Source organism: Brevibacillus nigriterrae (assembly GCF_049846925.1).
Taxonomy (GTDB): domain Bacteria; phylum Bacillota; class Bacilli; order Brevibacillales; family Brevibacillaceae; genus Brevibacillus_H.
Genome location: NZ_JBNCMT010000004.1, coordinates 159,809 through 180,636 on the forward strand (window position 1 = coordinate 159,809; position 20,828 = coordinate 180,636).

At 44.0% G+C, this 20,828-nt stretch carries 24 protein-coding genes and 3 tRNA genes; 5 read left to right on the top strand and 22 right to left on the bottom strand.

All coding sequences use genetic code 11. The features are described 5' to 3' along the window. The first annotated feature begins 9 nt into the window (after window positions 1-9). Entirely contained in the window at window positions 10-945 is a 936-nt protein-coding gene (corA, locus tag ACPW7N_RS04710; RefSeq protein ID WP_425649866.1) for a magnesium/cobalt transporter CorA, read from the top strand. Window positions 946-1,013: 68 nt separating this feature from the next. Here the strand turns inward: corA and ACPW7N_RS04715 are convergent, their stop codons facing one another. Genes ACPW7N_RS04715 through ACPW7N_RS04725 form a run of 3 tightly spaced genes read right to left on the bottom strand, consistent with a single transcriptional unit; the run spans window position 1,014 to window position 2,945 of the window. Further along, window positions 1,014-1,349, bottom strand: a complete 336-nt coding sequence (locus ACPW7N_RS04715; RefSeq protein WP_425649867.1) for a sodium:solute symporter family transporter — start codon at window positions 1,347-1,349, stop codon at window positions 1,014-1,016. Next, on the bottom strand, window positions 1,240-2,583 hold the full coding sequence (locus ACPW7N_RS04720) for a sodium/solute symporter (RefSeq protein WP_425649868.1): 1,344 nt from the start codon (window positions 2,581-2,583) through the stop codon (window positions 1,240-1,242). Before ACPW7N_RS04720 ends, ACPW7N_RS04715 begins: the two co-directional genes overlap by 110 nt. Further along, window positions 2,580-2,945: a hypothetical protein gene (locus ACPW7N_RS04725; protein ID WP_425649869.1), complete on the bottom strand. Its 366-nt coding sequence runs from the start codon at window positions 2,943-2,945 to the stop codon at window positions 2,580-2,582. The genes ACPW7N_RS04720 and ACPW7N_RS04725 overlap by 4 nt, the downstream gene beginning before the upstream one ends. Window positions 2,946-3,109: 164 nt before the next feature. On the opposite strand from ACPW7N_RS04725, the gene ACPW7N_RS04730 reads away from it, so the two are divergent. Beyond that, window positions 3,110-4,276 carry a helix-turn-helix transcriptional regulator gene (locus tag ACPW7N_RS04730; protein ID WP_425649870.1) on the top strand — a complete coding sequence of 389 codons (1,167 nt, stop codon included), beginning with the start codon at window positions 3,110-3,112 and terminating at the stop codon, window positions 4,274-4,276. Window positions 4,277-4,603: 327 nt separating this feature from the next. On the opposite strand, the gene ACPW7N_RS04735 is transcribed toward ACPW7N_RS04730, so the two are convergent. The 6 genes from ACPW7N_RS04735 to ACPW7N_RS04760 form a co-directional block, all read right to left on the bottom strand. Further along, window positions 4,604-5,698 carry an HD-GYP domain-containing protein gene (locus ACPW7N_RS04735; protein ID WP_425649871.1) on the bottom strand — a complete coding sequence of 365 codons (1,095 nt, stop codon included), beginning with the start codon at window positions 5,696-5,698 and terminating at the stop codon, window positions 4,604-4,606. Between the two features lie 114 nt (window positions 5,699-5,812). Continuing rightward, window positions 5,813-6,115, bottom strand: coding sequence for a YunC family protein (locus tag ACPW7N_RS04740; protein WP_425649872.1), 303 nt, complete (start codon window positions 6,113-6,115; stop codon window positions 5,813-5,815). Between the two features lie 93 nt (window positions 6,116-6,208). After that, window positions 6,209-6,445 (bottom strand): DUF6154 family protein, encoded by a 237-nt coding sequence (locus ACPW7N_RS04745; protein ID WP_425649873.1) that lies wholly within the window; start codon window positions 6,443-6,445, stop codon window positions 6,209-6,211. A 72-nt stretch (window positions 6,446-6,517) separates the two neighbouring features. Beyond that, complete coding sequence (locus tag ACPW7N_RS04750) at window positions 6,518-7,948, bottom strand: bifunctional metallophosphatase/5'-nucleotidase (RefSeq protein WP_425649874.1); 1,431 nt, start codon at window positions 7,946-7,948, stop codon at window positions 6,518-6,520. A 34-nt stretch (window positions 7,949-7,982) separates the two neighbouring features. Continuing rightward, window positions 7,983-8,807, bottom strand: coding sequence for a sulfite exporter TauE/SafE family protein (locus tag ACPW7N_RS04755; protein ID WP_425649875.1), 825 nt, complete (start codon window positions 8,805-8,807; stop codon window positions 7,983-7,985). A gap of 40 nt (window positions 8,808-8,847) precedes the next feature. Continuing rightward, complete coding sequence (locus ACPW7N_RS04760; RefSeq protein ID WP_425649876.1) at window positions 8,848-9,708, bottom strand: DUF72 domain-containing protein; 861 nt, start codon at window positions 9,706-9,708, stop codon at window positions 8,848-8,850. Window positions 9,709-9,746: 38 nt separating this feature from the next. On the opposite strand from ACPW7N_RS04760, the gene ACPW7N_RS04765 reads away from it, so the two are divergent. Beyond that, complete coding sequence (locus ACPW7N_RS04765) at window positions 9,747-10,187, top strand: M67 family metallopeptidase (RefSeq protein ID WP_425649877.1); 441 nt, start codon at window positions 9,747-9,749, stop codon at window positions 10,185-10,187. Here the strand turns inward: ACPW7N_RS04765 and ACPW7N_RS04770 are convergent. The 8 genes from ACPW7N_RS04770 to ACPW7N_RS04805 form a co-directional block, all read right to left on the bottom strand. After that, entirely contained in the window at window positions 10,174-10,629 is a 456-nt protein-coding gene (locus ACPW7N_RS04770) for an OsmC family protein (RefSeq protein ID WP_425649878.1), read from the bottom strand. The genes ACPW7N_RS04765 and ACPW7N_RS04770 overlap by 14 nt on opposite strands. Window positions 10,630-10,722: 93 nt before the next feature. Continuing rightward, complete coding sequence (locus ACPW7N_RS04775) at window positions 10,723-11,406, bottom strand: hypothetical protein (RefSeq protein ID WP_425649879.1); 684 nt, start codon at window positions 11,404-11,406, stop codon at window positions 10,723-10,725. A gap of 88 nt (window positions 11,407-11,494) precedes the next feature. Beyond that, a complete protein-coding gene (locus ACPW7N_RS04780; protein ID WP_425649880.1) occupies window positions 11,495-11,827 on the bottom strand; it encodes a DUF2325 domain-containing protein in 333 nt (110 codons plus the stop codon). Window positions 11,828-12,027: 200 nt separating this feature from the next. Continuing rightward, on the bottom strand, window positions 12,028-12,507 hold the full coding sequence (locus tag ACPW7N_RS04785; RefSeq protein ID WP_425649881.1) for an NUDIX domain-containing protein: 480 nt from the start codon (window positions 12,505-12,507) through the stop codon (window positions 12,028-12,030). 16 nt (window positions 12,508-12,523) lie between these two features. Beyond that, window positions 12,524-13,309: a suppressor of fused domain protein gene (locus tag ACPW7N_RS04790; RefSeq protein WP_425649882.1), complete on the bottom strand. Its 786-nt coding sequence runs from the start codon at window positions 13,307-13,309 to the stop codon at window positions 12,524-12,526. 86 nt (window positions 13,310-13,395) lie between these two features. Next, window positions 13,396-13,478, bottom strand: a tRNA-Leu gene (locus ACPW7N_RS04795). An 11-nt stretch (window positions 13,479-13,489) separates the two neighbouring features. Next, window positions 13,490-13,565: transfer RNA gene (locus tag ACPW7N_RS04800), tRNA-His, on the bottom strand. 16 nt (window positions 13,566-13,581) lie between these two features. Continuing rightward, window positions 13,582-13,674: transfer RNA gene (locus ACPW7N_RS04805), tRNA-Ser, on the bottom strand. Between the two features lie 388 nt (window positions 13,675-14,062). Here ACPW7N_RS04805 and ACPW7N_RS04810 point away from each other — a divergent pair. Next, a complete protein-coding gene (locus ACPW7N_RS04810; RefSeq protein ID WP_425649883.1) occupies window positions 14,063-14,500 on the top strand; it encodes a periplasmic substrate-binding domain-containing protein in 438 nt (145 codons plus the stop codon). Between the two features lie 22 nt (window positions 14,501-14,522). After that, on the top strand, window positions 14,523-15,179 hold the full coding sequence (locus ACPW7N_RS04815) for an ankyrin repeat domain-containing protein (RefSeq protein WP_425649884.1): 657 nt from the start codon (window positions 14,523-14,525) through the stop codon (window positions 15,177-15,179). A gap of 429 nt (window positions 15,180-15,608) precedes the next feature. Here ACPW7N_RS04815 and sufB read toward each other — a convergent pair whose 3' ends face one another. Genes sufB through sufC form a run of 5 tightly spaced genes read right to left on the bottom strand, consistent with a single transcriptional unit; the run spans window position 15,609 to window position 20,784 of the window. Then, window positions 15,609-17,006, bottom strand: a complete 1,398-nt coding sequence (gene sufB / locus ACPW7N_RS04820; RefSeq protein ID WP_425649885.1) for a Fe-S cluster assembly protein SufB — start codon at window positions 17,004-17,006, stop codon at window positions 15,609-15,611. A gap of 23 nt (window positions 17,007-17,029) precedes the next feature. After that, entirely contained in the window at window positions 17,030-17,464 is a 435-nt protein-coding gene (sufU, locus tag ACPW7N_RS04825; protein ID WP_425649886.1) for a Fe-S cluster assembly sulfur transfer protein SufU, read from the bottom strand. Further along, window positions 17,451-18,677 (bottom strand): cysteine desulfurase, encoded by a 1,227-nt coding sequence (locus ACPW7N_RS04830; RefSeq protein WP_425649887.1) that lies wholly within the window; start codon window positions 18,675-18,677, stop codon window positions 17,451-17,453. The genes sufU and ACPW7N_RS04830 overlap by 14 nt, the downstream gene beginning before the upstream one ends. Next, window positions 18,677-19,975, bottom strand: a complete 1,299-nt coding sequence (gene sufD / locus ACPW7N_RS04835) for a Fe-S cluster assembly protein SufD (RefSeq protein ID WP_425649888.1) — start codon at window positions 19,973-19,975, stop codon at window positions 18,677-18,679. The genes ACPW7N_RS04830 and sufD overlap by 1 nt, the downstream gene beginning before the upstream one ends. 20 nt (window positions 19,976-19,995) lie before the next feature. Beyond that, window positions 19,996-20,784 carry a Fe-S cluster assembly ATPase SufC gene (sufC, locus tag ACPW7N_RS04840; RefSeq protein ID WP_425649889.1) on the bottom strand — a complete coding sequence of 263 codons (789 nt, stop codon included), beginning with the start codon at window positions 20,782-20,784 and terminating at the stop codon, window positions 19,996-19,998. Window positions 20,785-20,828: the final 44 nt, after the last annotated feature.

A 20,828-nucleotide genomic window follows, 5' to 3' on the forward strand; every position in this document is an offset into this window, starting at 1 on the left:
TTTTTCCAGATGAGAATCAGACTTGTTCAGGATGGTCGAATGCATGAAATAGAAGATGTGGAAGAAACACAAACTGCGCCGCCATTCGGATTTTACTGGATTCAAGCCAGTCTGTTTGATCTGGATGAATTGCAACGTATCTTTGGCTTTCACGATCTAGCCATTGAAGACTGTATAGATGAAGAAGAACAGCGTCCCAAACTGGAGGTTTATCAGGATCATTATTTTATCGTCATTAATAGTGTAGAGTTCATCAATCAGGATATTCATCTTCGAGAAGTGAACATCTTCATCGGTCCGCATTATATCGTCACGGTGACCAAACATCCTGTCAGAGAGATTCATGAAATTGAACATATTATTCGGGAAGAAGAACTCAAAACCGCTGACTTCATGCTATACCACTTTATCGATAAAATTGTGGAAAATTACTTTCAGGTCATTGACGATATCGAAGACCTGATCGAGCAGTTAGAGGATCGAATCCTGATGAAAACCGAAAAGTCACAGTTGAATGAAATCATTGGACTGCGTAGTGAGATCCTGTATGCCAAGAAAATGCTTGGCCCACAACGTGACTTGATCGCCGCTTTAAATAAAAAAGATCTTGCTCTCATCGATGATCATTTGCAAAAGTACTTTGGCGATGTCTACGAAAACTCCGTGAAAATCGTAGAGAGCTTCGATACCTTTCGCGACTTGATGGGCAACTTGCGTGAGGCTTATCAGGCAGCATTGGCGAATCGAGCAAACGAAACGATGCGGGTATTTACAGCCCTTACGACGATCTTCATGCCACTTACTATTGTGACAGGCATCTATGGGATGAATTTCGACAACATGCCTGAACTCCGCTCACCATCCGGCTACTATGTGGTGCTCGGGATCATGGCTACACTTGGGATTGGTATGTATATCACTTTCAAGAAAAAGGACTGGTTGTAATTTCTTGACAATTTAATGAACCGTGATCAAAAATTGACCACGGCAAGTGCTTTCATATTATCATATCTTTATGCAGCCTCTGAGCTCTTGGAATGCACCCTCTTCATGAACTCATTCACATCTGCTGGAACTTTCCGATCCAACTTAGAGACGATCCAAACTGTCAAGAAACCAATAGGAACAGTGATAATTCCCGGAGATTTGAATTGGAGGTATTCCGGTAGTGTCTTGGCAAGAAGAATCATATACATTGACACCAACAAGCCAACAACCAGACCAGCAATTGCCCCCTTCTCAGTCATTCCTCGCCACCAGATGCCCAAGATGAAAATTGGCGTGAATGTACTTGCAGCCACTGTAAAGGCCAGAGCTACAAGATGTCCAATGGACGCTCCTTTCACCATGAGCCCGAGAATCCCATAAAGGATACCAAGAATGAACGATTGCAACTTTACCAGCTATGACATGCTCCCGCTCCGTAATTTTTTTACGGAATACTGTGGCATATAAGTCGTGAGCCAGAGCTCCTGAACTTGCGATGAATAGACCGGACAGGTTGGAGAAGATCGCTGCGAATGCACCTGCTATAACCAAACCAAGCAACCATTTGCCGCCCAGTACCTGTGCAGTAGAAGGTATAACCATGTTGTCTCCACCTGTGATCAAATCTTTCATTACCTGTGGTTCTGCTGTGCCACTAAGGAAGATTGATCGTCCAACAACGCCTAAATAAACTGCGAAAAAGAAGAACAAGCTGGCAATTCCAATCGCCATCAAAGCGGAGCGGCGAGCAGCTTTTGCACTCGGATTGGTATAAAAACGAAGCAGGATGTGCGGCAATCCAATGGTTCCGAATGCCAATCCTATTGTCATCGATAATGTTTGAATAAAGTTAGGGAAGAAATTACCTGTCCCCGTCCACTTCTCGCCATCGAACACAACATCTTTGGAATCTTGTGCGAACTGAGCCGTATTGGCAACCGTGCCTGAAAAATCATTAATCGCTGCCAGAATTTTGTGATAGTGCAGGCCACCATAAATCGCTGCTGCCACCATGAGAATAAATGCGCCTAAACGAATCCATAATTCCAGCGCTTGGTTGATGGTAGTCCCTTTCATCCCACCAACACCTACATAGAAGATCATCACCGTACAGGTAAAGATAATGCCAAATTCATAACTTGTACCAAAGAACATGCTCATAATCTGGGCTGCGCCTAACAATTGAGGCGCAGCATAAAATCCAGATATGGAGAGAACAACCGCCACTGCTACAATGCGCGCCCTTTTGCTATGAAATCGATAGGCTAGGAAATCTGCAACGGTATATGCTCCGAACCGTCGAAGTGGTCCGGCTACAAAGATAGCCAGAAGAGTCAACCCGATCGAAAAACAGAAAGCATAGTAGGCACCGTCATATCCAAGCTTGTAAGTCAATCCGGCAATCCCAAGAAATGTTGCTGCACTCAGATAGTCACCACCAATTGCAGAGCCGTTCGTAAACCAGCCAAAGCTTCGGCCTCCGACAAAATAATCAGATGCTGTGGTATTGCGCTTGGTCATGTACGTAATCCAGACAATTGTACCCATCAGAATGATTGTAAACAGAATCTTTGGTTCCAAGATCGCTTGAATCATCCAACCTGTCTCCCTTCCGTCTCTATCTTGGAGTTATTGGCGGAGTCATTTCTCTGTAACCGTTTTTCGTATGAGAAGATATTGATGCAGGCAATGACAAATGCCATTAGCATCGCCAAAATACCGGTAAAAAACCATGCGTAGGTCATACCACCCCACATACGAGAAAACATGAAATCACCCGCAAACCAATTCAAAACAGGCATGGCAAAAATGAAGGTAAAATAAATAAGAGTTAATTTGAGGCCGTTACCCAGTTCTTCTTTCATCGTTTTTCCTGTCTCTTGGTCTAGCGGTTTCAGTTGATCAATGTCTACTTTATCAGCAGCAATGTACCCATATTCTGTGAATTCACCAGCCATTATCATGTCCCCCTCTGATTGTTAATAGTGAAAACGATATTTTCATCCCCCTTTTTGAGCTGATAAGGTTACACTGATTTTACAGAAATAAGGATCTCAATACCTTATAATAAATTGTCCGAAATGTATAAATTTTTACACTATTTACGTTAGGGGTTTCTTATATGATTACTATCGATTCATCCACCCAACGAGAATCTATCAATTCCTGGATAGTCGAGTGCCTTGCTTCCGAACAGCATCGCCAGAACACCACTAACATTTGGCTAGTTGAAGTAAATAAATTATTCGATTGGTTAAAAATATATCGACTGCAAAAGAAACACCCAGAAATCAAAATTATCCCTTTGATTGACAGCTCTTTAGGAACCTCCGTACAATTGGTTTCCCATCTGAACCTGCCATACTTTCTCATGAAACCTGTCAAAAAACGAACCTTTTTACGTACGGTAAAACAAGCCATTGAATCGATCAACCAAGATGACACCACACATAAAGACTATATTCGAGAATCTTTTTTACGAAGGCTGCTATGTGGAGATATGATTTCTAGCAGTGAACTGATTTCATCAGAAACTCTTTTTCCTGATAAAGTCTTTCCCAACGTTGTTTATTTTTTGCAAGGATTTATTCACCGACTCAATGAGTGTGAAGTAGACCGCATTGCAATGGCTCCCATGCTGATCCAAAAGTTGCTAAGGGAAAAGCTAAGCCCAATTTTGAAAACAGTTTATTTTATACCATTTCATAACCACTTGACTATATTATCGAATGTACCTCACACCTACATCTCTTTACGTGACTGGACTGAGTTGACTGACACTTTGTTAACTGCAATGGAGCAATTAAAAAATGATCACAGCATCTACACCTACATCGGAGTAGGGTCAGTCGTCAAAGAGCCCAATTCCCTGCACACTTCCTATTTGCATGCACGTAAAGCTAGGCACACTCCCCCATCACGCACAATGACATTGCGTTTTTTTGAAGAAGTAAGCAAGGATGTAAGCTTGCAAAAATGTTTCTCTTTTATTGGTCACCATTTCAATGAAGACCTGTCTATTGGCGTTGTAGCTAACCACTCCAATTTGAGTTACAACTATTTCAGTCGATTGTTCAAGAAAGAAACAGGTATGTCTTGTGTTGATTATGTTACGTTTATCCGTTTGCAACGAGCAGTCTGGATGCTCCGCCACTCCGACAAAACAATTGAACAAATCGCAGAAGAAACAGGTTTCAATACTCCCAACTATTTTAGTGCTATCTTTAAAAAGCATGTGGGGCTTTCACCAAGTGAATACCGGACAACACGTGAGATATTTTTCAGATAAGAAAAACGTTGTCCCTTTCAGGTCTCCCTGACAGCTTGCAATGATGCTAAACTGTCCGACTTTTCTTATCCTCAGGAAGTAGTCAAACACGTTGCAGCCTCTTATGTGTCGCTGGTTGACTACTTTTTCCCTGATGATTGCCAAAAGTCTTAGCTGCGCTGCCAAAGTCGCTTGAAAAGGACAATCATTTTTCTTGAATACTAATGGAAAAAGTATAAATACTTTACTACCTTAAAGTGTTTATACTTTCCGATACTATAAAAAAGAGTCGGTACAGTTCTTCTTTAAGAACCATTCCGACTCTATTAAATGATTGATTTTGCAAAACTACATGATCAAATCACAAGATTCAATAAATATATTTAACCGTTTTGACAAGTCGATTTCAAATGGCACGGAGATGTTGTTCCCTTTCTCATCTGTCAATATCCGCACGATTGGTCTGCTTGGCGCTCCCCGATTGTAGTCGATCACTACACCTTCTTCACCTGTGTTCAGAGTAACTCCGAGTCCAATCGGATAGAGTGCAATCGAATCCCGAAACGCTTGTACATTGTCTTTTATGTACAGCTTGTCCACACCGGAATAAAGGATCTCCATCGCCTGATGCGGCAACATGGCTCTTCGATAGACACGATGCGTCGTCAGTGCGTCAAAAACATCGCCGACTGCTAAAATTTTTGCGTAACGGTGAATATCCTTTTCCTTCAACTGGCGTGGATAACCGGAACCATCCAACCGTTCATGATGCTGGTAGGCACAGTGAGCAGCCAACAGTGGAATATCATCTTGTCTGCGCAATATTTCAAACCCGATTTCCGTATGTTTCTTGATCTCATTGAACTCTTCATCAGAAAGCCTGCCAGGCTTCTGCAAAATCTCTAACGGAATCATCATTTTTCCTATATCATGAAGCAGGGCTCCCAATCCAAGCTCGACGAGTTCCTTTTCATTTAACTGTAGCTGTAGCCCGACGGCGGTTGAATATAGTGCCACGTTAAATGAGTGTTGGAAGATATAGTGATCTGTTCCACACACACTCCCGAGCAAACTCATCGCATTGCGGTTGGCCTTCAGCTCGTCAATGACTGAATTCATGACCTGACGAAACTGTTTGCCTAATTGTTTATTTTGAATAAACTTCTGTGTTCGCTGTGGTTCGTCATGAAAGGTCTTGAATGTTTCGTTAATCGTTTTCATGGCTTCTTTTCTGGTAGCTTCACTAATGACATCTTCCACAACAATATCCGCTGTCCGTTCATCATGAATATAAACGGCAGTCACATTATAAGACTGAAGTCTGTCCAGCATCCGTTGGTTCAGTTCAACGCCTTCACCAACGAGCACAACACCACTATCGGAGTATATGGTTTTTGCCAGCCGTTGTCCTGGCAAGCATTTAGATAGTGAAATGAGTCGCATAATTTCAACTCACCTTTCTGAGAAGTACATTCGTAGATGAAAACACCGCAGGGAATTTTCGTAATTTCTCTACTCTATAATAGTAAAAATAGAGCACCCATGTAAATGGATGCTCTACAACATTTTCCTTATCGCTTCTCTTCCGGTTGTTCCGACCGTAATTCCCATGCTCTCGGCCGTTGTTGTAACGGATTCCAATGGTGCATCCAATAACTGCTGAATCGTTTTGACTCCAACCGCTCTTCCCGCAATAATTTCTCGGTCGGCTAACTTCTGATTCAGTAAGCTTACATCCAATGCACCACACATGATATAACCCTTATCCGTAGTTACAGCCAGTAATGTCGTCTTAGGTAAGCGAACGGTAACTGCTACAGCAGATCCTTCTTCAAAATGCAACGGTTGTACTTCAATCATGCCAATCCCTCCTTACCCCTCTTCATTACTCTATGTAAACGCACAGGTAAATGTGAGTTAACCTCGTTAAGAGGAAGTTCTAAAACCGACACTTTAATGGAGCGAAATAGAGGGTTCTTCGATTTCCATCGCTACTTTTCGTTTCATCACCTCAACCATATAATACGCCACCATATGAAAAAGCTCTTCTTCATCCATTTCATTGACAAGCTTAATCAGGTCATCCTGTGTCTGCTCTGCCAATATGCCTACGACAACCGCTACAATATCCTCTTCGTCACGAGTCAAGTGGCCCCGATATAGTTCGTATAATTCATCGATAAAGCGCATCTTTGTTCACCCCGCACATTGACTTGCTCTTATCATTCCCTAACCGGATCAGAAAAGTAGTCGAGGAAAGTTTTACACCACTAGCCAGCGTTTGGTAAAGCACTCTTCCAACACTTTTTCATTCGTGATCATTTCAGCAATGATCTCCCGAAGCACCTCTGGTAAGAAAAAGTGATGTGGAGCTTCCTGAAATTCAGGATACAGTCGATTAAACATGAACATATCTACAGTCCCTATTTTATACGTACGATCCAAATCGATAGGATACCCTGCTACAAGTACTTCCGTTACAACTGGGTTATCTTCTTCTACTCGATACCTGATTTGCAGGTTGTCTACGCCCATCCATCCGTGCTTTTTTCCACGAAAGCCAAAGCCGATCAGTTCCTTGTGGACAGTGGAGGGCTGGATTGCCTTTTGAAGTACACTAAGTAATTGGCTTCCTGTAAGCTCAACGAGACAAGGATTAATCGGGTGGGGAAGACAGGTAAGCAAATCCTTCCGTGTCACTTCGCCTTGTTTCAAAGCATGCAACAATAATCCTCCATTCGCCAAACCAATTTCTGCATTTGTCCAATGCCGGATACTGGCGGCCAGGAAAGAACCAAACGGTGTTTCCTGTTGCCAATCGATTAGTAGGTTCCAACGCAAATCAGCAATTGGTTGTGCAAGGATTTCGAAAGCAGTCTGTTGATCCTGTGAGATTACTTTCTCCAGCTCAAGATCCTTGGCAAAGTCCGAAGCCGAAAAAACCTCCACTTTACCTGCAGTTATGCATCTACTTTCTTTTTCGATCTCAAGTCGTACATGTCCAATATATTCCCCGAACTTCCCTGCCTGTGCAATCCAGGTCTGATTCACTTTTTCGCCGTTAGCGAGCAGTCTGTGGGTGTGCGCACCGAGGATGACGTCAATCCCGTCAATCTCTTTTGCCATCTGGACGTCAGCATGATATCCCAAATGAGAGAGCACAAGGATGATATCGACTTCTGGTCTTAGCTGTTGAACGTATTGGAGAAGAATGGGAAAAGGATCTTTCACTTCCCATCCGAGTTGTTCATAAAAGGTGGTAAAAGCAACTGTCACACCAAGAATCGCTACCTTGATCCCGTCCCATTCATAAATGTCATATGGGATGGCCCAGCGTGGAATTGATTGCGTTTTTACATCAACAAAGTTAGCAGCGACAACCTGGAATTCTGCCTGATCATAAAGGTGGTCCAATTCCTTTTTGGGAAATGTAAGCCCTTCGTTATTGCCGATTGTCACATATTGATAGCCAGAATGATTCAATACCCGGACATTCGCTTGACCCCACGTTGCTTCTGTTTTCATTCGCATACGGTCGGTATGATCACCGATATCAACTGTCAGGACATATTCGTTGTTTGCTTCCCACAATCGTCGTTTTTCCTTTAGACAAGTAGCGATTTGTGGCATGTTCTCAAAATGGCTGTGCAGATCATTGGTATGTAATATATGCAGCGTACAGGTCTGAGACACGAATATCCCTCCCTCTTCTCTTCCTGATTTCGCACTATGCCCAAATTGCTTTGGAAATCATCTGAATAGCAATACCAAGAATCAACACCCGAAGCAGTAGTACAATAGTTTTTCCTTTGAGACGTTGTGCCAGATAAGCACCCAGCTTGCCGCCGATCCATGCACCAGGTGCAAGAACGAACGCATAGACCCAATGAATATTGTCATTCAAGATGTTGGTCGCACTTCCTACAATTGCTGATAAGAAAATGACAAACATCGATGTTGCCGTAGCCACATGAGGTGGAAAGCGAAACAAGACGATCATCATAGGAACAAGCAACACTCCGCCACCTACACCAAACAAAGAAGAGGTTACTCCTACGAAAAACGCTACGGTAATAGCGACCCAACGTTTATAACCGTACTCATGGGTCACTCCTTCTGAATCGGTGAAAGTTCGTTTTACATCCCAGCCCATGTTTCTCGGTTTCAGTTTGTCCTTGACCAGCATCAAGATGAACATGGAAATCTGGAATAACCCGAACAAGAGATAGAACGACTGAATTTGCAGCATTTTATTTAAATATACGCCTGCAATGGCTCCCGGAGCACTTCCGATAAAAAACAGCCAGGCACTTTCCGTATCCACCTTTTTCTGTTTCAGAAAAGAAAGCGTGGATGACAACGCCGTGATGATAATAACCAAAAGAGATGTTCCTGTCGCCATCGCATGACTCATCGAACCTGGTTCGGCAAGATTAACGAAATAAAGCAAGGCAGGAACAAAAAACAGGCCACCGCCAATCCCCACAATACTTCCAATCGCTCCGGCGACGATGCCAATGATGACAAATAAAACAGACAACTCTAACAGCATGTGACTTCCTCTTCCTACTCATGCGAGCGCAAAATTCTATCTAGAATAACTCAATCTGTCTCGGGTGCAATCCAGTAGCTTCTATTCCCAACAGCTTCATGAACTGTGCCGCATTATCAGCAGCGTCACCACCGGAGTTGTTGTTGAACAGGATACAAACTTCCTGACTCTCCGATGCCAGCTTTTTAATATAAGGCGTCCATTCCATTAACTCTTCCTGACTGTAGCGATACAAATAACGGACATCTCGCCAGTTTTGCCCTTGACCAGGGTCCCTCCATCCAGCCTTGTTGCGGCCATGGAAGCGAACAAGACTTAGCTTGGACGATGTCGTCTCTGCTACGATTGGCACACATCCCGTTCCGATTTGCGGCTCATCACAGACAACGTGTATCGCTCCCACCTCACGCAAAAAGGCAAGTGTCTTGTCACGAAGCGATTCCTCAAACCAGCTTTGGTGTCTTAACTCAACAGCTACGGGATATCGGGAAAAATGCTGAACACAATAGCGGATGTAGTTTACGTGCTCCCGTTTACAATCAAACCAGGGCGGGTATTGGAACAAAATCATCTTCAGTTTATTGCTCGCAACAAGCGGTTGAATACTCTCTTCGAACCGGCGAAACAATTCTGTGCGATCCCCTTGCTCCTGACTGCCACGCTGATGGCCGGTCATCCCCTGATGAGGTTTGACCACAAAACGAAAAGAATCAGGCGTTTCACGTGCCCAGGCTTCATAGTTTTTTTGTGGTAAAATAGCGTAGAACGAGCTGTCAATCTCGACAATGGGGAAATGGCTGGCGTACACAGCCAGCTTATCTCTCGCTTTTACACCCTGTGTATATAGCGTATCATGATCTCCCCAACCGCATAATCCCACATGGATATTATTAGCGTTCATCGTTACAAATCCCTCAAGTCTGAAAGGAATTTTTTCAAATGGTACTTTCTGTTATGGGTAACCCTTTTCGGCATCAATCAGACGCAATACAAATCGAGAAACAGGTAATAGAGCGCCTCTTCACCGAGGGGCGAGAGGCGCTGCCAACTGAATATACGGCTTTACTCGCAGGACACGGCAGTCGGATTACGACACTCTACTCAGCTCCGCCAGATGACACAGATTTACATACCTTCAACTGGAGCGGGCAAGCCTTGCTAGATAACCTGCGTAAGATGAAACAGGATGGAGTAGAATGGCTCGGAGTGGTGCATACACATCCCACTGCCCCGCCGATACCATCATCTGCGGACAAAGCAGGCTGGCATTATCCTGAACTTAGCTACTGGATCGCGTCTTTTATGCAAAATGAAAATGCACTTTGCTGCTACAAAATCGTTAACAACCAATTTGTGCCGATCTCGTTTACGATTGTTTGACAACTACCTCAAATGTTGGCTCTACCGTAACTTCTACATTACCTCTCAACGCCTTGGAGATCATGCACAACTGTTCTGCACGGTGGGCAGCATGTGTCGCATTCTGCAAGATTTTTTCGTCCTGTTGGTTCAGGCGAATTGTTGGACGGTGAATAATCGCTCGGAAGCCGAGGTTTCCTTCTTCTACGGTCAATTTTCCTTCCGAATGCAAGGTAATTGACTCGACTGGTATTTGTCGTTTATCTAGAATGGCAGCAAGTGTAATCAAGTAGCAAGTCATAGCTGATCCAATCAGCATTTCTTCTGGATTCGTTCCCTGACCAGGACCTCCTAACTCAGCAGGCACAGAGATGGTCGCTTGCATTCCATTGCCTTTTAACTCTCCCGTGCTCAGACGACCACCCCGCCAGTTCGCTTCCATATGAAAAAAATGTTGCTCCATGTGATTGATTCCCCCTACTCTGTTTGCCGGACTTTTTTTAACTTACTCTATTAGTGTACGCTGAAGTAGATAAGACTACAAACACCAGATGGGCTATTTGGCCATCCAATGCTTCCATACGCTCGTCGCAACCACTGACCAATTTGCCTCAGAGGTATTAATTACTAACCAGTTTAGCTTCGATTTTTGGACTAGCGTTCGCAATTGTTCCTGCTGCTCTAGATAGTGAGCCAGGATTTGTTCGTCGCTCTCTCCATAACGAGATATATATTTTCTCCACGCTGGAAACGGTCTCGAGTCAATGATTCGCTGTTTCATTACCTCTGGATCCATGACCAAAAGACAGCCTTTTCCTGACAAATCATTCAATCTCTCTTCAATCGCAGAAAAATCCCAATCCCGCAAATATGTATAATTGGTTGCGTGAGTAAGGTGAAATCTTTCCAACAGATAGGTAAATCCGAACTGTTCCTGGCTTCCATCCCAGCCTCGCTCTGCAAAACGTTTCTGCTGTTGTTCCAGTGGAAGAAGTATTTCGTCAAGCAACTCGATATGGTCTTTTGCTGATAAGCTACCTTCCAGACTTCGCCGCTCCAAGGTGCGCTGTGTCATCTCTTCGCCAATCATCAGAAGTGAAGTTGAGGCTCTCTGGGAAAAAGTCGGTATGCGTTGGATCTGGCGGATCGTACAGGTTTTGCCCGTCCCTGGAATTCCTTCAATGAGTAAACCTCTTGCAGCTCCCAGAACAACTCCTCCTTTATCTGCTACACGATTCATTCTTTCTATCTATTGTATTGATTATTTGGCCATATAGCCATATAGAAGCGAGAAAAGACTCACGCAAAAGAAAAAAGCCACCCTCATGTCAGGATGACTTCGCCCTTGCTTTCATACAGTTTTGTGCTGCCATGCAATCTTCCCGATATTCACACAGCGCTTGTGAGATGGAGCACCAGGAACGTTTGGCAAAACAGATCGGCAACTCTTGCTCCTTCGCCTTCTGCTTGATTACTTTTGAAAGATTGTGATTCACATAGTCCGTCAATACGAGGATGAGATCAGTGTCTTCCGAGATAGCCTTTTTCACTGACTGCGTTTTACGCCCCGTAATATGCTGTACATCGTCAAACCCATAGCTCGATAACTTGTCTACGATATTCCCCAGGTGATCAGCACCAACGATTAGTAGCGACGCCATAAGATACCCCTTTCATATGTATTATTTATAATTACATGGAATGATATTTTATTTGATAAGCCTATTCTAATTGATAATGATTCTCTTTGTCAATTAACAAATGTGTCCCTTGGATTTAATCTTGATAATTCCGATTTACTTACTTGGGTATACTGTAAAATAAAATGGAGCATTTTTCAAGCTCCAATTTTCAAATATTCTTACTTATCAGGATCGTCATCCAAAAAATTTGAAAAAACGTTACCAATATACTCTGCCAAATAATGTTTATCTGTCAACGCTTTGATTACTTGGTCCCGACGATGAAGATTGTCCAGCGGCCATTTACGGAATTCATCCATGTCCACCCAACCGGCCCAGGTAATATTTTCTCCCTCAATCCCCCCTGCCATTGGTGTGGTATCTTCCCCGATCAACTCTGCCAAAACGCCAACGCCAATCGTATGCTTTCCTTCCTCCAGATGAATCCGCTCATCCAACCATAGCAACCGCCGAAATTGTACCAGTAATCCAGTTTCCTCCCAAACTTCTCTTTGTACAGCATCTGGAATTTTTTCCTGGTATTCGATTCCACCACCTGGCAGACTGTATTGCAATTCCTGACCGGATCGCTCCTGGATTAACAGGATTTTTCCTTGATGTTCTACAACCACGGTTACACGAACCCGAATTTGCTCCATCTCTACCTCCTTGCGGCTACACAGTTGATTCCCGGAAAAAATCAAGTGTGTTGCACTCATGTTCTTCAAATTTAGACTCTAGTGCACTCTGCCCGTATGTCAGGCAAAAGTGGCTTTCTTGTTCTGTAATGGGAACCAGGGCGAGCACGTGAACAAGCTCCCCTCGATCGATATAAAATTCAAATCCATCTTCCTCAAAATAAGGAGGGATGAGTAGCGCGTGTGACAAAAGAGAATTCGGCACTATCGGCTCCGTTAGCGTAAATACGCTTCCAGATGAAACACTAGCAGCATTCAACTGATGCTGATTGATGATCTGTCTGGAGAGATCAGAGAGGTGTGCTACGATTTCATCTGACTCATTGTAGGAACAAAACGTCAGTTCTATACCTGTCACTTTGCTTAATCCTGCCGTTGCAAAGGTCCACCACCCTCTTTTTCCTTTTGGGGGAAACACGACGATCGCTATGTCACCGATATCATCCAGAATAGTGGGAGACGTTTTTAAAAAGCTGCAGTAATGCTCCACAATCTCTTTTGCCAGTGGTATTTTTCTGCTTTTACTCTCACTCTCAGCGCTTTCTGGTACTGGCTGGTGCTGGGTTATCTCAACGTGAGTCTCACTGAGCGTATCATCGTGTGTATCATCGTGTGTTTCAACCTGTGTCTTTCCGTGAGCCTCATTGTGCTTGTGCGCACGCCAGCGCCTTCCTAAATAAATCGTTGTGCTCAAAATTAGGAAACCTATTAGCAAATAGATAAGCGGAGATTCCAGCACGAACAACCCTGCTTTCTGTTTCAATTCGATTGGTCTGCATCTTGATTGTAGTATTTCTTCATAACAAAAAACACCCTGCCTGTTTAGGTAGAGTGTATCATGTTCATCAATGGTGCCGGTAGAGGGACTTGAACCCCCACGGTTTCCCTCACGATTTTGAGTCGCGCGCGTCTGCCAATTCCGCCATACCGGCATATTCATTTATGGGGCGATCGATGGGACTTGAACCCACGAGTGCCGGAGCCACAATCCGGTGCGTTAACCCCTTCGCCACGACCGCCATAATTAATAATAGATGGCGGACAGGGTGGGATTTGAACCCACGAGACGGGTCTACCCCGCCTACACGATTTCCAATCGTGCTCCTTCGGCCACTCGGACACCTGTCCATTTATGAGAGCTTCACTTGCTAGTCAAGCACCTGACAAGATCAAAGTATATCAGTTGTTAAGCGACATTTCAAGAGGTTTAATTTGCCAATAAACAATTGTGAAATGTAGGATAATTTTACATATTTCCTGAAAAAATAATGTCGAAAATGTTATAAACTATGTATAATTGTGGAAAACAAAAAACTACAATCCGCTAAAGGAGAAGCTAGTCAATGGTCAAGCCTTGAGCAACATTGACGGCCTTACAAGGACAGGCTTCCCTTGACGATGTCCGATTAAAAGCGCTGAACGGATCATACGCTACAAGTTACTCTTGAACATCCGACACCCTATTTCTTTCGTGCTGAGTGGATGATTAACCTTGGTGTGGACGTCAAACTGCTGAATGAAGAGTGTTAAGAAACTGGATCAGGGAAATTTCCAAGTGGCTCGCATGGGTTGGCTTGCCGATTACAATGATCCGATGACGTTTCTCCAGCAATTTAAAGATAAGAATGACTTGAATAACGATACTGGTTGGGAAAATAAGCAATACCAAGAACTACTGACTCTTGCTTCACGTGAAGCAAATCCTGATAAGCGTAAACAATTATTACAACAAGCAGAGCAAATTCTAATGGATGAGATGCCTGTTATTCCGCTATATTTCTACTCTGGCAATTACGTGAAGAACGTAAGGGTACAAAATGTTATCCTTGATCCGTTAGGTAATGTTGATACCATACTCATACCAAGAAAGAGGTACATGCATGTCCTATTACATACTATATTTTCTAATTTTTTTAATCGTATTGCTTCTTATGGTAATCGTATTACTAACTAAATCCGAGAATAAAAAGACTCGATTGTTAAACAGTATCATGAAAAATGATACGAATAGTGCACTAAAATACATCCGTCTTGGAGATGATCCCAATCAAAATTCCAAAAAAGGTTATTCTTTATTGTATCTCGCCATTTATAAAAACAACAGTAAGATTGTGAAAGCACTATTAGCTGCTGGAGCCCGCCCCTATCATGATGGTCTGCATGGTAAATCATTAATGGATTTAGCAAAACATACAGGCAACATAGAAATAATCCAATACTTGAATCAAGCAAGAGCACCCTTTGAAGCGATAAAGGAAAGAGCACGAAAGGAATCACAACAGCGTTCTGCCTTACCTCGAAATCGAAGCGTTTTGATACCTCCTAATAAAAAGAAAGGGTCCAAGAATTCCCGTTCCCCTATCCACAGGTCAGGATCCTCTCGTAAATATGGTTTTAATGCAGCTTTGTTCACCGAAGAATACGAAGAAGAATCATACGAAGGAGATTCATATGATGGAGATTCATATGATGGAGATTCGTATGATGGAGATTCGTATGATGGAGGTGGATCATATGATGGCGGTGGATCGTATGATGGCGGTGGATCGTATGATGGCGGTGGATCGTATGATGGCGGTGGATCGTATGATGGAGAAGGATCGTGTGGCGGAGGGGAATCGTATGAAGAATGATCGTATGAAGAAGAAGTATAAAGAATAGAAGATACCCTCTATACTAGAGACTACTGCAAAAGTCATACTTTTTGGAAAAACCAATGATTTTGGGGTACAAATATGTCTCCCTGAATGCGAAACGAGCCTGAAAAGCGATTTATTGGGCTCGGTTTTCTCTGAGTGTTTTGTTGCTCTGAAAAATGTGTACTTTTGCAGGGCTCTCATACTAGAGGGTTTTTTTGTTGAAAGAAATCCTTGCAATCTACGCTTACTCTAGATCAAGCCATCGAACATAAAAAAAGAATCCGTAAAAAAATCTACGGATTCCCTCTCATTATCATAAACGACATAAGCAAGTGTTTCCAGACTTGCGAATACACGATCTGACGTCATAGCTATTACGATTAACAACAACTACACTAGCGCCGCAATACACCTCATTTTACTTTAACCGATAGAACCTTCCATTTCGAACTTAATCAGACGGTTCATCTCTACGGCATACTCCATTGGGAGTTCTTTTGTGAACGGCTCGATGAAGCCCATAACGATCATTTCTGTTGCTTCTGCCTCAGACAAGCCACGGCTCATCAGGTAGAACAACTGATCTTCAGACACTTTGGAAACTGTTGCTTCGTGCTCCAACGTGATGTTGTCGTTCAAAATTTCGTTGTACGGGATGGTGTCTGATGTGGACAGTTTATCCAGAATCAGCGTGTCACACTTGATGTTGGACTTGGAGCCTTCTGCTTTGCGTCCGAAGTGAGACAATCCACGATACGTTACCTTACCGCCATCGCGGGAGATTGATTTGGAGATGATGGTGGATGTGCAATCCGGTGCCAGGTGAACCATTTTGGCACCTGCATCCTGATGCTGTCCTTTACCAGCAACTGCGATCGAAAGAACGGTACCTTTGGCACGTGGCCCTTTCATAATAACCGCTGGGTATTTCATCGTCAATTTGGAACCGATGTTGCCATCAATCCACTCCATGTTGGCATCTTCGTATGCAACGGCACGTTTGGTAACGAGGTTGTATACGTTATTGGACCAGTTCTGGATGGTTGTATAGCGGCAACGAGCACGCTCTTTGATGATGATCTCAACTACTGCTGAGTGCAAGGAATCCGTGCTGTAAATAGGTGCTGTACAGCCTTCCACGTAGTGAACGAAGCTGTCTTCATCAGCGATGATCAACGTACGCTCGAATTGACCCATGTTCTCGGAGTTGATGCGGAAGTATGCTTGCAATGGTGTCTCTACCTTCACGCCTTTTGGCACGTAGATGAAAGAACCACCGGACCATACAGCCGAGTTAAGAGCAGCGAATTTGTTATCCGCTGGAGGGATTACTGTTGCAAAGTATTCCTTAACGATTTCAGGGTACAGTTTTACCGCTGAATCCATGTCACAGAAAAGAACGCCCAATTTCTCCAGGTCTTCCTGCATGTTGTGGTAAACAACCTCGGATTCATACTGTGCAGATACCCCAGCAAGGAACTTTTGTTCAGCTTCTGGAATACCCAATTTATCGAAAGTTGCCTTAATTTCTTCTGGTACTTCATCCCAACTGCGACCTTGTTTCTCAGAAGGCTTCACGTAGTACGTGATGCTGTCGAAATCAAGCTCACCCAGTTCGCCGCCCCAGTTTGGCATTGGCATACGGTAGAAAATTTCTAGTGCCTTCAAACGGAAATCAAGCATCCATTGCGGCTCTTCTTTGATGCGAGAGATCTCCTCTACGATCTCACGAGTCAAACCTTTTTTGGTTCTAAAGACAGATACGTCTTTATCATGAAAACCGTATTGATAATCCTGTATCTCAGGGGCTTTCTTTGCCATTCTGATTCACTCCTTCACCTGTATTACTGTTCGGCCTGTTTTACCCCTTGCTCCAACGCTTTCCATGCCAGCGTTGCGCATTTGATCCGTGCAGGGAATTTGGCCACGCCAGATAGCGCTTCAATATCACCCAAGTCAATGGAATCGTCAACTTCTTTACCTTGCATCATATCAGAGAAAATTTCAGATAGCTTCAGCGCTTCTTCGATCGGTTTCCCCTTCACGATTTCCGTCATCATGGATGCGGAGGACATACTGATGGAGCACCCTTCACCAAGGAACTTGGCGTCCACCACGATACCGTTCTCCACTTTTAGCGACAAGGAGATACTGTCTCCACAAGTCGGATTGTTCAAGTTAATAATAAGTCCATCGGAATCATCCAATTTCCCTTTGTTACGAGGCTTTTGATAATGATCCATAATCACGCGGCGGTACAAATCATCAAGAGAAGACATTTCCGAAATACTCCTTTGTCTTTTTCAGTCCGGTGATTAATCGATCCACATCTTCTTCTGTGTTGTAGAGATAGAAGCTGGCACGAGCAGTTGCAGACACTTTGAGCCAACGCATTAATGGTTGTGCACAATGATGTCCTGCACGAACAGCAATCCCGTGACTATCAAGTACAGTTGCCAAATCATGTGGATGTACATCACTCAGGTTAAACGTGACAAGTCCAGTACGATTCACAGTTGGTCCGTAAATCGTCAGTCCATCGACTTGTTGCATCTGATCAATTGCATATTGGGTGAGCTCCATATCGTGCTTAGCGATCTCATCCATACCGATCTCTTCCAGAAAATCAATAGCAGCTCCGAGCCCGATCGCACCAGCGATAATCGGAGTACCGCCTTCAAATTTCCACGGGAGTTCTTTCCAGGTGGAATCATACAGATCAACATAGTCGATCATTTCTCCACCAAACTCGAACGGATCAGTCATTTCAAGCAGATGACGCTTGCCGTAGAGTGCTCCGATACCCGTAGGACCGCACATTTTATGACTGGAGAACGCATAGAAATCGCAATCCAGGTCTTGTACGTCTACTTTGATATGCGGTGCACTTTGAGCTCCGTCTACCATGAGAACAGCTCCATTTTCATGAGCAATCTTGGCAATTTCCTTGATCGGAGTCGTGTCGCCAAGAACGTTGGAAATATGGTGGATGGAGACGAACTTCGTATTCGGTGTAATGGCTTGCTTCACCGCATCTAGTGTTACTGTTCCATCTTCTGCAAGTTCTATGAATTTAAACGTTGCACCGGTTGCTTTGGCTGCCTGCTGCCACGGAATGAAGTTGCTGTGATGCTCGACGAGAGTCGTTACAATCTCGTCGCCCTCACGCAAGTACTTACGAACATATCCGTTAGCTACAAGGTTGAAAGCAGTAGTCGTTCCACGAGTAAATACGATCTCTGCCGCTTCCTTGGCATTGATAAACTTGCGAACCTTTTCTCTCGCACCCTCATACCCGTCTGTTGCACGAGTACCCAGGGTGTGAACTCCACGGTGTACGTTGGAATTGTATTCTTTATAGTACTTATCGAGCGCTTCGATGACTTGAACCGGTTTTTGCGAAGTAGCTGCACTGTCAAGATAGACTAACGGATGTCCGTTAACTTCTTGATGCAGGATAGGAAAGTATTTGCGCAATTCGTTCGCATTCATTAACCTAACTTCCTTTCAAGTGCTTGACGGAGTCGATTTTGTACCTCCTCAAGCGGAATTTCCGCTACTACTGTATCCAAGAAACCAAGAATAATCAAACGCTCTGCCTGTCTGCGAGGAATACCACGTGACATGAGGTAGTAAAGACTTTCTTCACTCACACGTCCGACAGATGCAGCATGACCTGCTTTTACATCATCTTCATCAATCAAAAGAATCGGGTTGGCATCTCCACGTGCTTTCTCGCTGAGCATCAGGATATTCTCTGCTTGCTCACCGTTTGCTTTTTCTGCACCCTTTTCGATTTTGGTAATCCCGTTGAGGATCGCTACCGCTTCATCTGTCATAACCGCTTTTGTTACCATATTGGACTCGGAGTGAGTACCGATATGCTGTACTTGGGAAGTCAGGTTTTGACGTTGATTTCCTGTACCAATCGTTACTGATTTGGTTTCGGCAGTTGATCCGTTTCCTTTTAACACAGTGGTGTTGTTTGCAACGGTATTGCCGTCATTCATTTCACCAAGAATCCATTCCATCTTCCCGTCACGGTCAACAACTGCACGACGGAACGAGTAGTCATGCACTTCTTTGGAGAGAGCGCGAACGGATGCAACCTGCACCTGTGCCCCTGCACCTACAAATACTTCAACCACGCTGTTTGCTACCATTGCTTCATCTGTAGAAGAAACATACGTATCAACATATGCAACTTTACTGTTCGCTTCGGCAACAATCAGAATGTGCGGACAAACGAGTGAACCGCTCTTTGCCACCTCAAAAACTGCCTGAAGTGGTACGGAAACTTCTACATTCTTTGGAACGTATACGAATACTCCGCCATTCACTACTGCTGCATGCAAGGCAGTCAATCGATGCTCGTCAGTCTTCACGACTTCATAAAGATATTTCTGAACCAAATCCCCGTTCCCACGAAGAGCTGTCGCCAAATCGGTGAAAATAACACCTTGGGAAGCAAGCTCCGCTGATACCGTACGATAGACGGTAGAAGCATTTTTTTGAACGAGCAGATTATGAGTTTGTTCTGTGCCGATTTGCGCTTTCACGACTTCGTCCAGCTCGTTGATGTCGCTTACTTGTGCCTCGGTTGTAAATGGCAGGAACTGATCAAGGTTCCAGTTATCGATCTTGGTTTTTTCCAATACTGGCAATGGAAGCTCTCCAGAAGCCTGGAATGCAGCAAGACGTTTTTCGAGGAACCATGCCGGCTCTTGATTAGCCTTGGAATATGCTGTGATTGCTTCTTTATCGAAGCGAAGTTGTGTATTTACACTCATCGTACTAATACCCCCTTCGCCTAAACGCCTGCGTTAACAGTTTCGTCTTCGATACCCAGCTCTTCTTTAATCCAGTCATAGCCTTCTGCTTCGAGGCGTTCTGCCAGTTCAGGACCGCCAGATTTCACAATTCGACCTTGCATCATGACATGAACGAAGTCTGGTTTAATATAATTTAATAGACGTTGATAGTGTGTGATAATCAGGAATCCACGTTCTGCGGCACGCATCTCGTTAACGCCTTTCGCAACAACTTTCAGAGCGTCAATATCGAGACCTGAGTCGATCTCGTCAAGAATACAGATACCTGGTTGCAGCATCATCATTTGCAGAATTTCATTGCGCTTCTTCTCACCGCCAGAGAAGCCTTCGTTCAGGTAACGGTGGGCAAAAGCCTGATCCATTTCAAGCGTATCCATGCGTTTATCCAACTCACGGATAAATTTCATCAAAGAAATCTCGTTGCCTTCGCCACGGCGAGCGTTCATTGCAGAGCGCAGGAAGTCAGAGTTGGTTACGCCACTGATTTCAGAAGGGTATTGCATAGCAAGAAACATACCTGCACGAGCACGCTCGTCAACTGCCATTTCAAGCAGATCTTCTCCGTTAAGGTTAACAGAGCCATCTGTTACTTCGTACTTCGGGTGACCCATCAAAGTAGAAGCAAGTGTTGACTTACCTGTTCCGTTAGGTCCCATGATAGCGTGAACTTCTCCGCCTTTAATCTCAAGGGACAAGCCTTTGAGGATTTCTTTCTCTTCGATTCTTGCACGTAAGTTCTTTATTTCTAAATGTGGTACACCGGACATGCAGCATTCCTCCGTTATTCATATAGTTACTAGATGGATGTCAT

Bases quoted from the DNA above. Each gene is read 5' to 3' on its own strand.
- corA (WP_425649866.1), top strand. From the start codon at position 10: ATGAGAATCAGACTTGTTCAGGATGGTCGAATGCATGAAATAGAAGAT.
- ACPW7N_RS04715 (WP_425649867.1), bottom strand. From the start codon at position 1,349: ATGGTGAAAGGAGCGTCCATTGGACATCTTGTAGCTCTGGCCTTTACA.
- ACPW7N_RS04720 (WP_425649868.1), bottom strand. From the start codon at position 2,583: ATGATTCAAGCGATCTTGGAACCAAAGATTCTGTTTACAATCATTCTG.
- ACPW7N_RS04725 (WP_425649869.1), bottom strand. From the start codon at position 2,945: ATGGCTGGTGAATTCACAGAATATGGGTACATTGCTGCTGATAAAGTA.
- ACPW7N_RS04730 (WP_425649870.1), top strand. From the start codon at position 3,110: ATGATTACTATCGATTCATCCACCCAACGAGAATCTATCAATTCCTGG.
- ACPW7N_RS04735 (WP_425649871.1), bottom strand. From the start codon at position 5,698: ATGCGACTCATTTCACTATCTAAATGCTTGCCAGGACAACGGCTGGCA.
- ACPW7N_RS04740 (WP_425649872.1), bottom strand. From the start codon at position 6,115: ATGATTGAAGTACAACCGTTGCATTTTGAAGAAGGATCTGCTGTAGCA.
- ACPW7N_RS04745 (WP_425649873.1), bottom strand. From the start codon at position 6,445: ATGCGCTTTATCGATGAATTATACGAACTATATCGGGGCCACTTGACT.
- ACPW7N_RS04755 (WP_425649875.1), bottom strand. From the start codon at position 8,807: ATGCTGTTAGAGTTGTCTGTTTTATTTGTCATCATTGGCATCGTCGCC.
- ACPW7N_RS04760 (WP_425649876.1), bottom strand. From the start codon at position 9,708: ATGAACGCTAATAATATCCATGTGGGATTATGCGGTTGGGGAGATCAT.
- ACPW7N_RS04765 (WP_425649877.1), top strand. From the start codon at position 9,747: ATGGTACTTTCTGTTATGGGTAACCCTTTTCGGCATCAATCAGACGCA.
- ACPW7N_RS04770 (WP_425649878.1), bottom strand. From the start codon at position 10,629: ATGGAGCAACATTTTTTTCATATGGAAGCGAACTGGCGGGGTGGTCGT.
- ACPW7N_RS04775 (WP_425649879.1), bottom strand. From the start codon at position 11,406: ATGAATCGTGTAGCAGATAAAGGAGGAGTTGTTCTGGGAGCTGCAAGA.
- ACPW7N_RS04780 (WP_425649880.1), bottom strand. From the start codon at position 11,827: ATGGCGTCGCTACTAATCGTTGGTGCTGATCACCTGGGGAATATCGTA.
- ACPW7N_RS04785 (WP_425649881.1), bottom strand. From the start codon at position 12,507: ATGGAGCAAATTCGGGTTCGTGTAACCGTGGTTGTAGAACATCAAGGA.
- ACPW7N_RS04810 (WP_425649883.1), top strand. From the start codon at position 14,063: ATGAAGAGTGTTAAGAAACTGGATCAGGGAAATTTCCAAGTGGCTCGC.
- sufB (WP_425649885.1), bottom strand. From the start codon at position 17,006: ATGGCAAAGAAAGCCCCTGAGATACAGGATTATCAATACGGTTTTCAT.
- sufU (WP_425649886.1), bottom strand. From the start codon at position 17,464: ATGTCTTCTCTTGATGATTTGTACCGCCGCGTGATTATGGATCATTAT.
- ACPW7N_RS04830 (WP_425649887.1), bottom strand. From the start codon at position 18,677: ATGAATGCGAACGAATTGCGCAAATACTTTCCTATCCTGCATCAAGAA.
- sufD (WP_425649888.1), bottom strand. From the start codon at position 19,975: ATGAGTGTAAATACACAACTTCGCTTCGATAAAGAAGCAATCACAGCA.
- sufC (WP_425649889.1), bottom strand. From the start codon at position 20,784: ATGTCCGGTGTACCACATTTAGAAATAAAGAACTTACGTGCAAGAATC.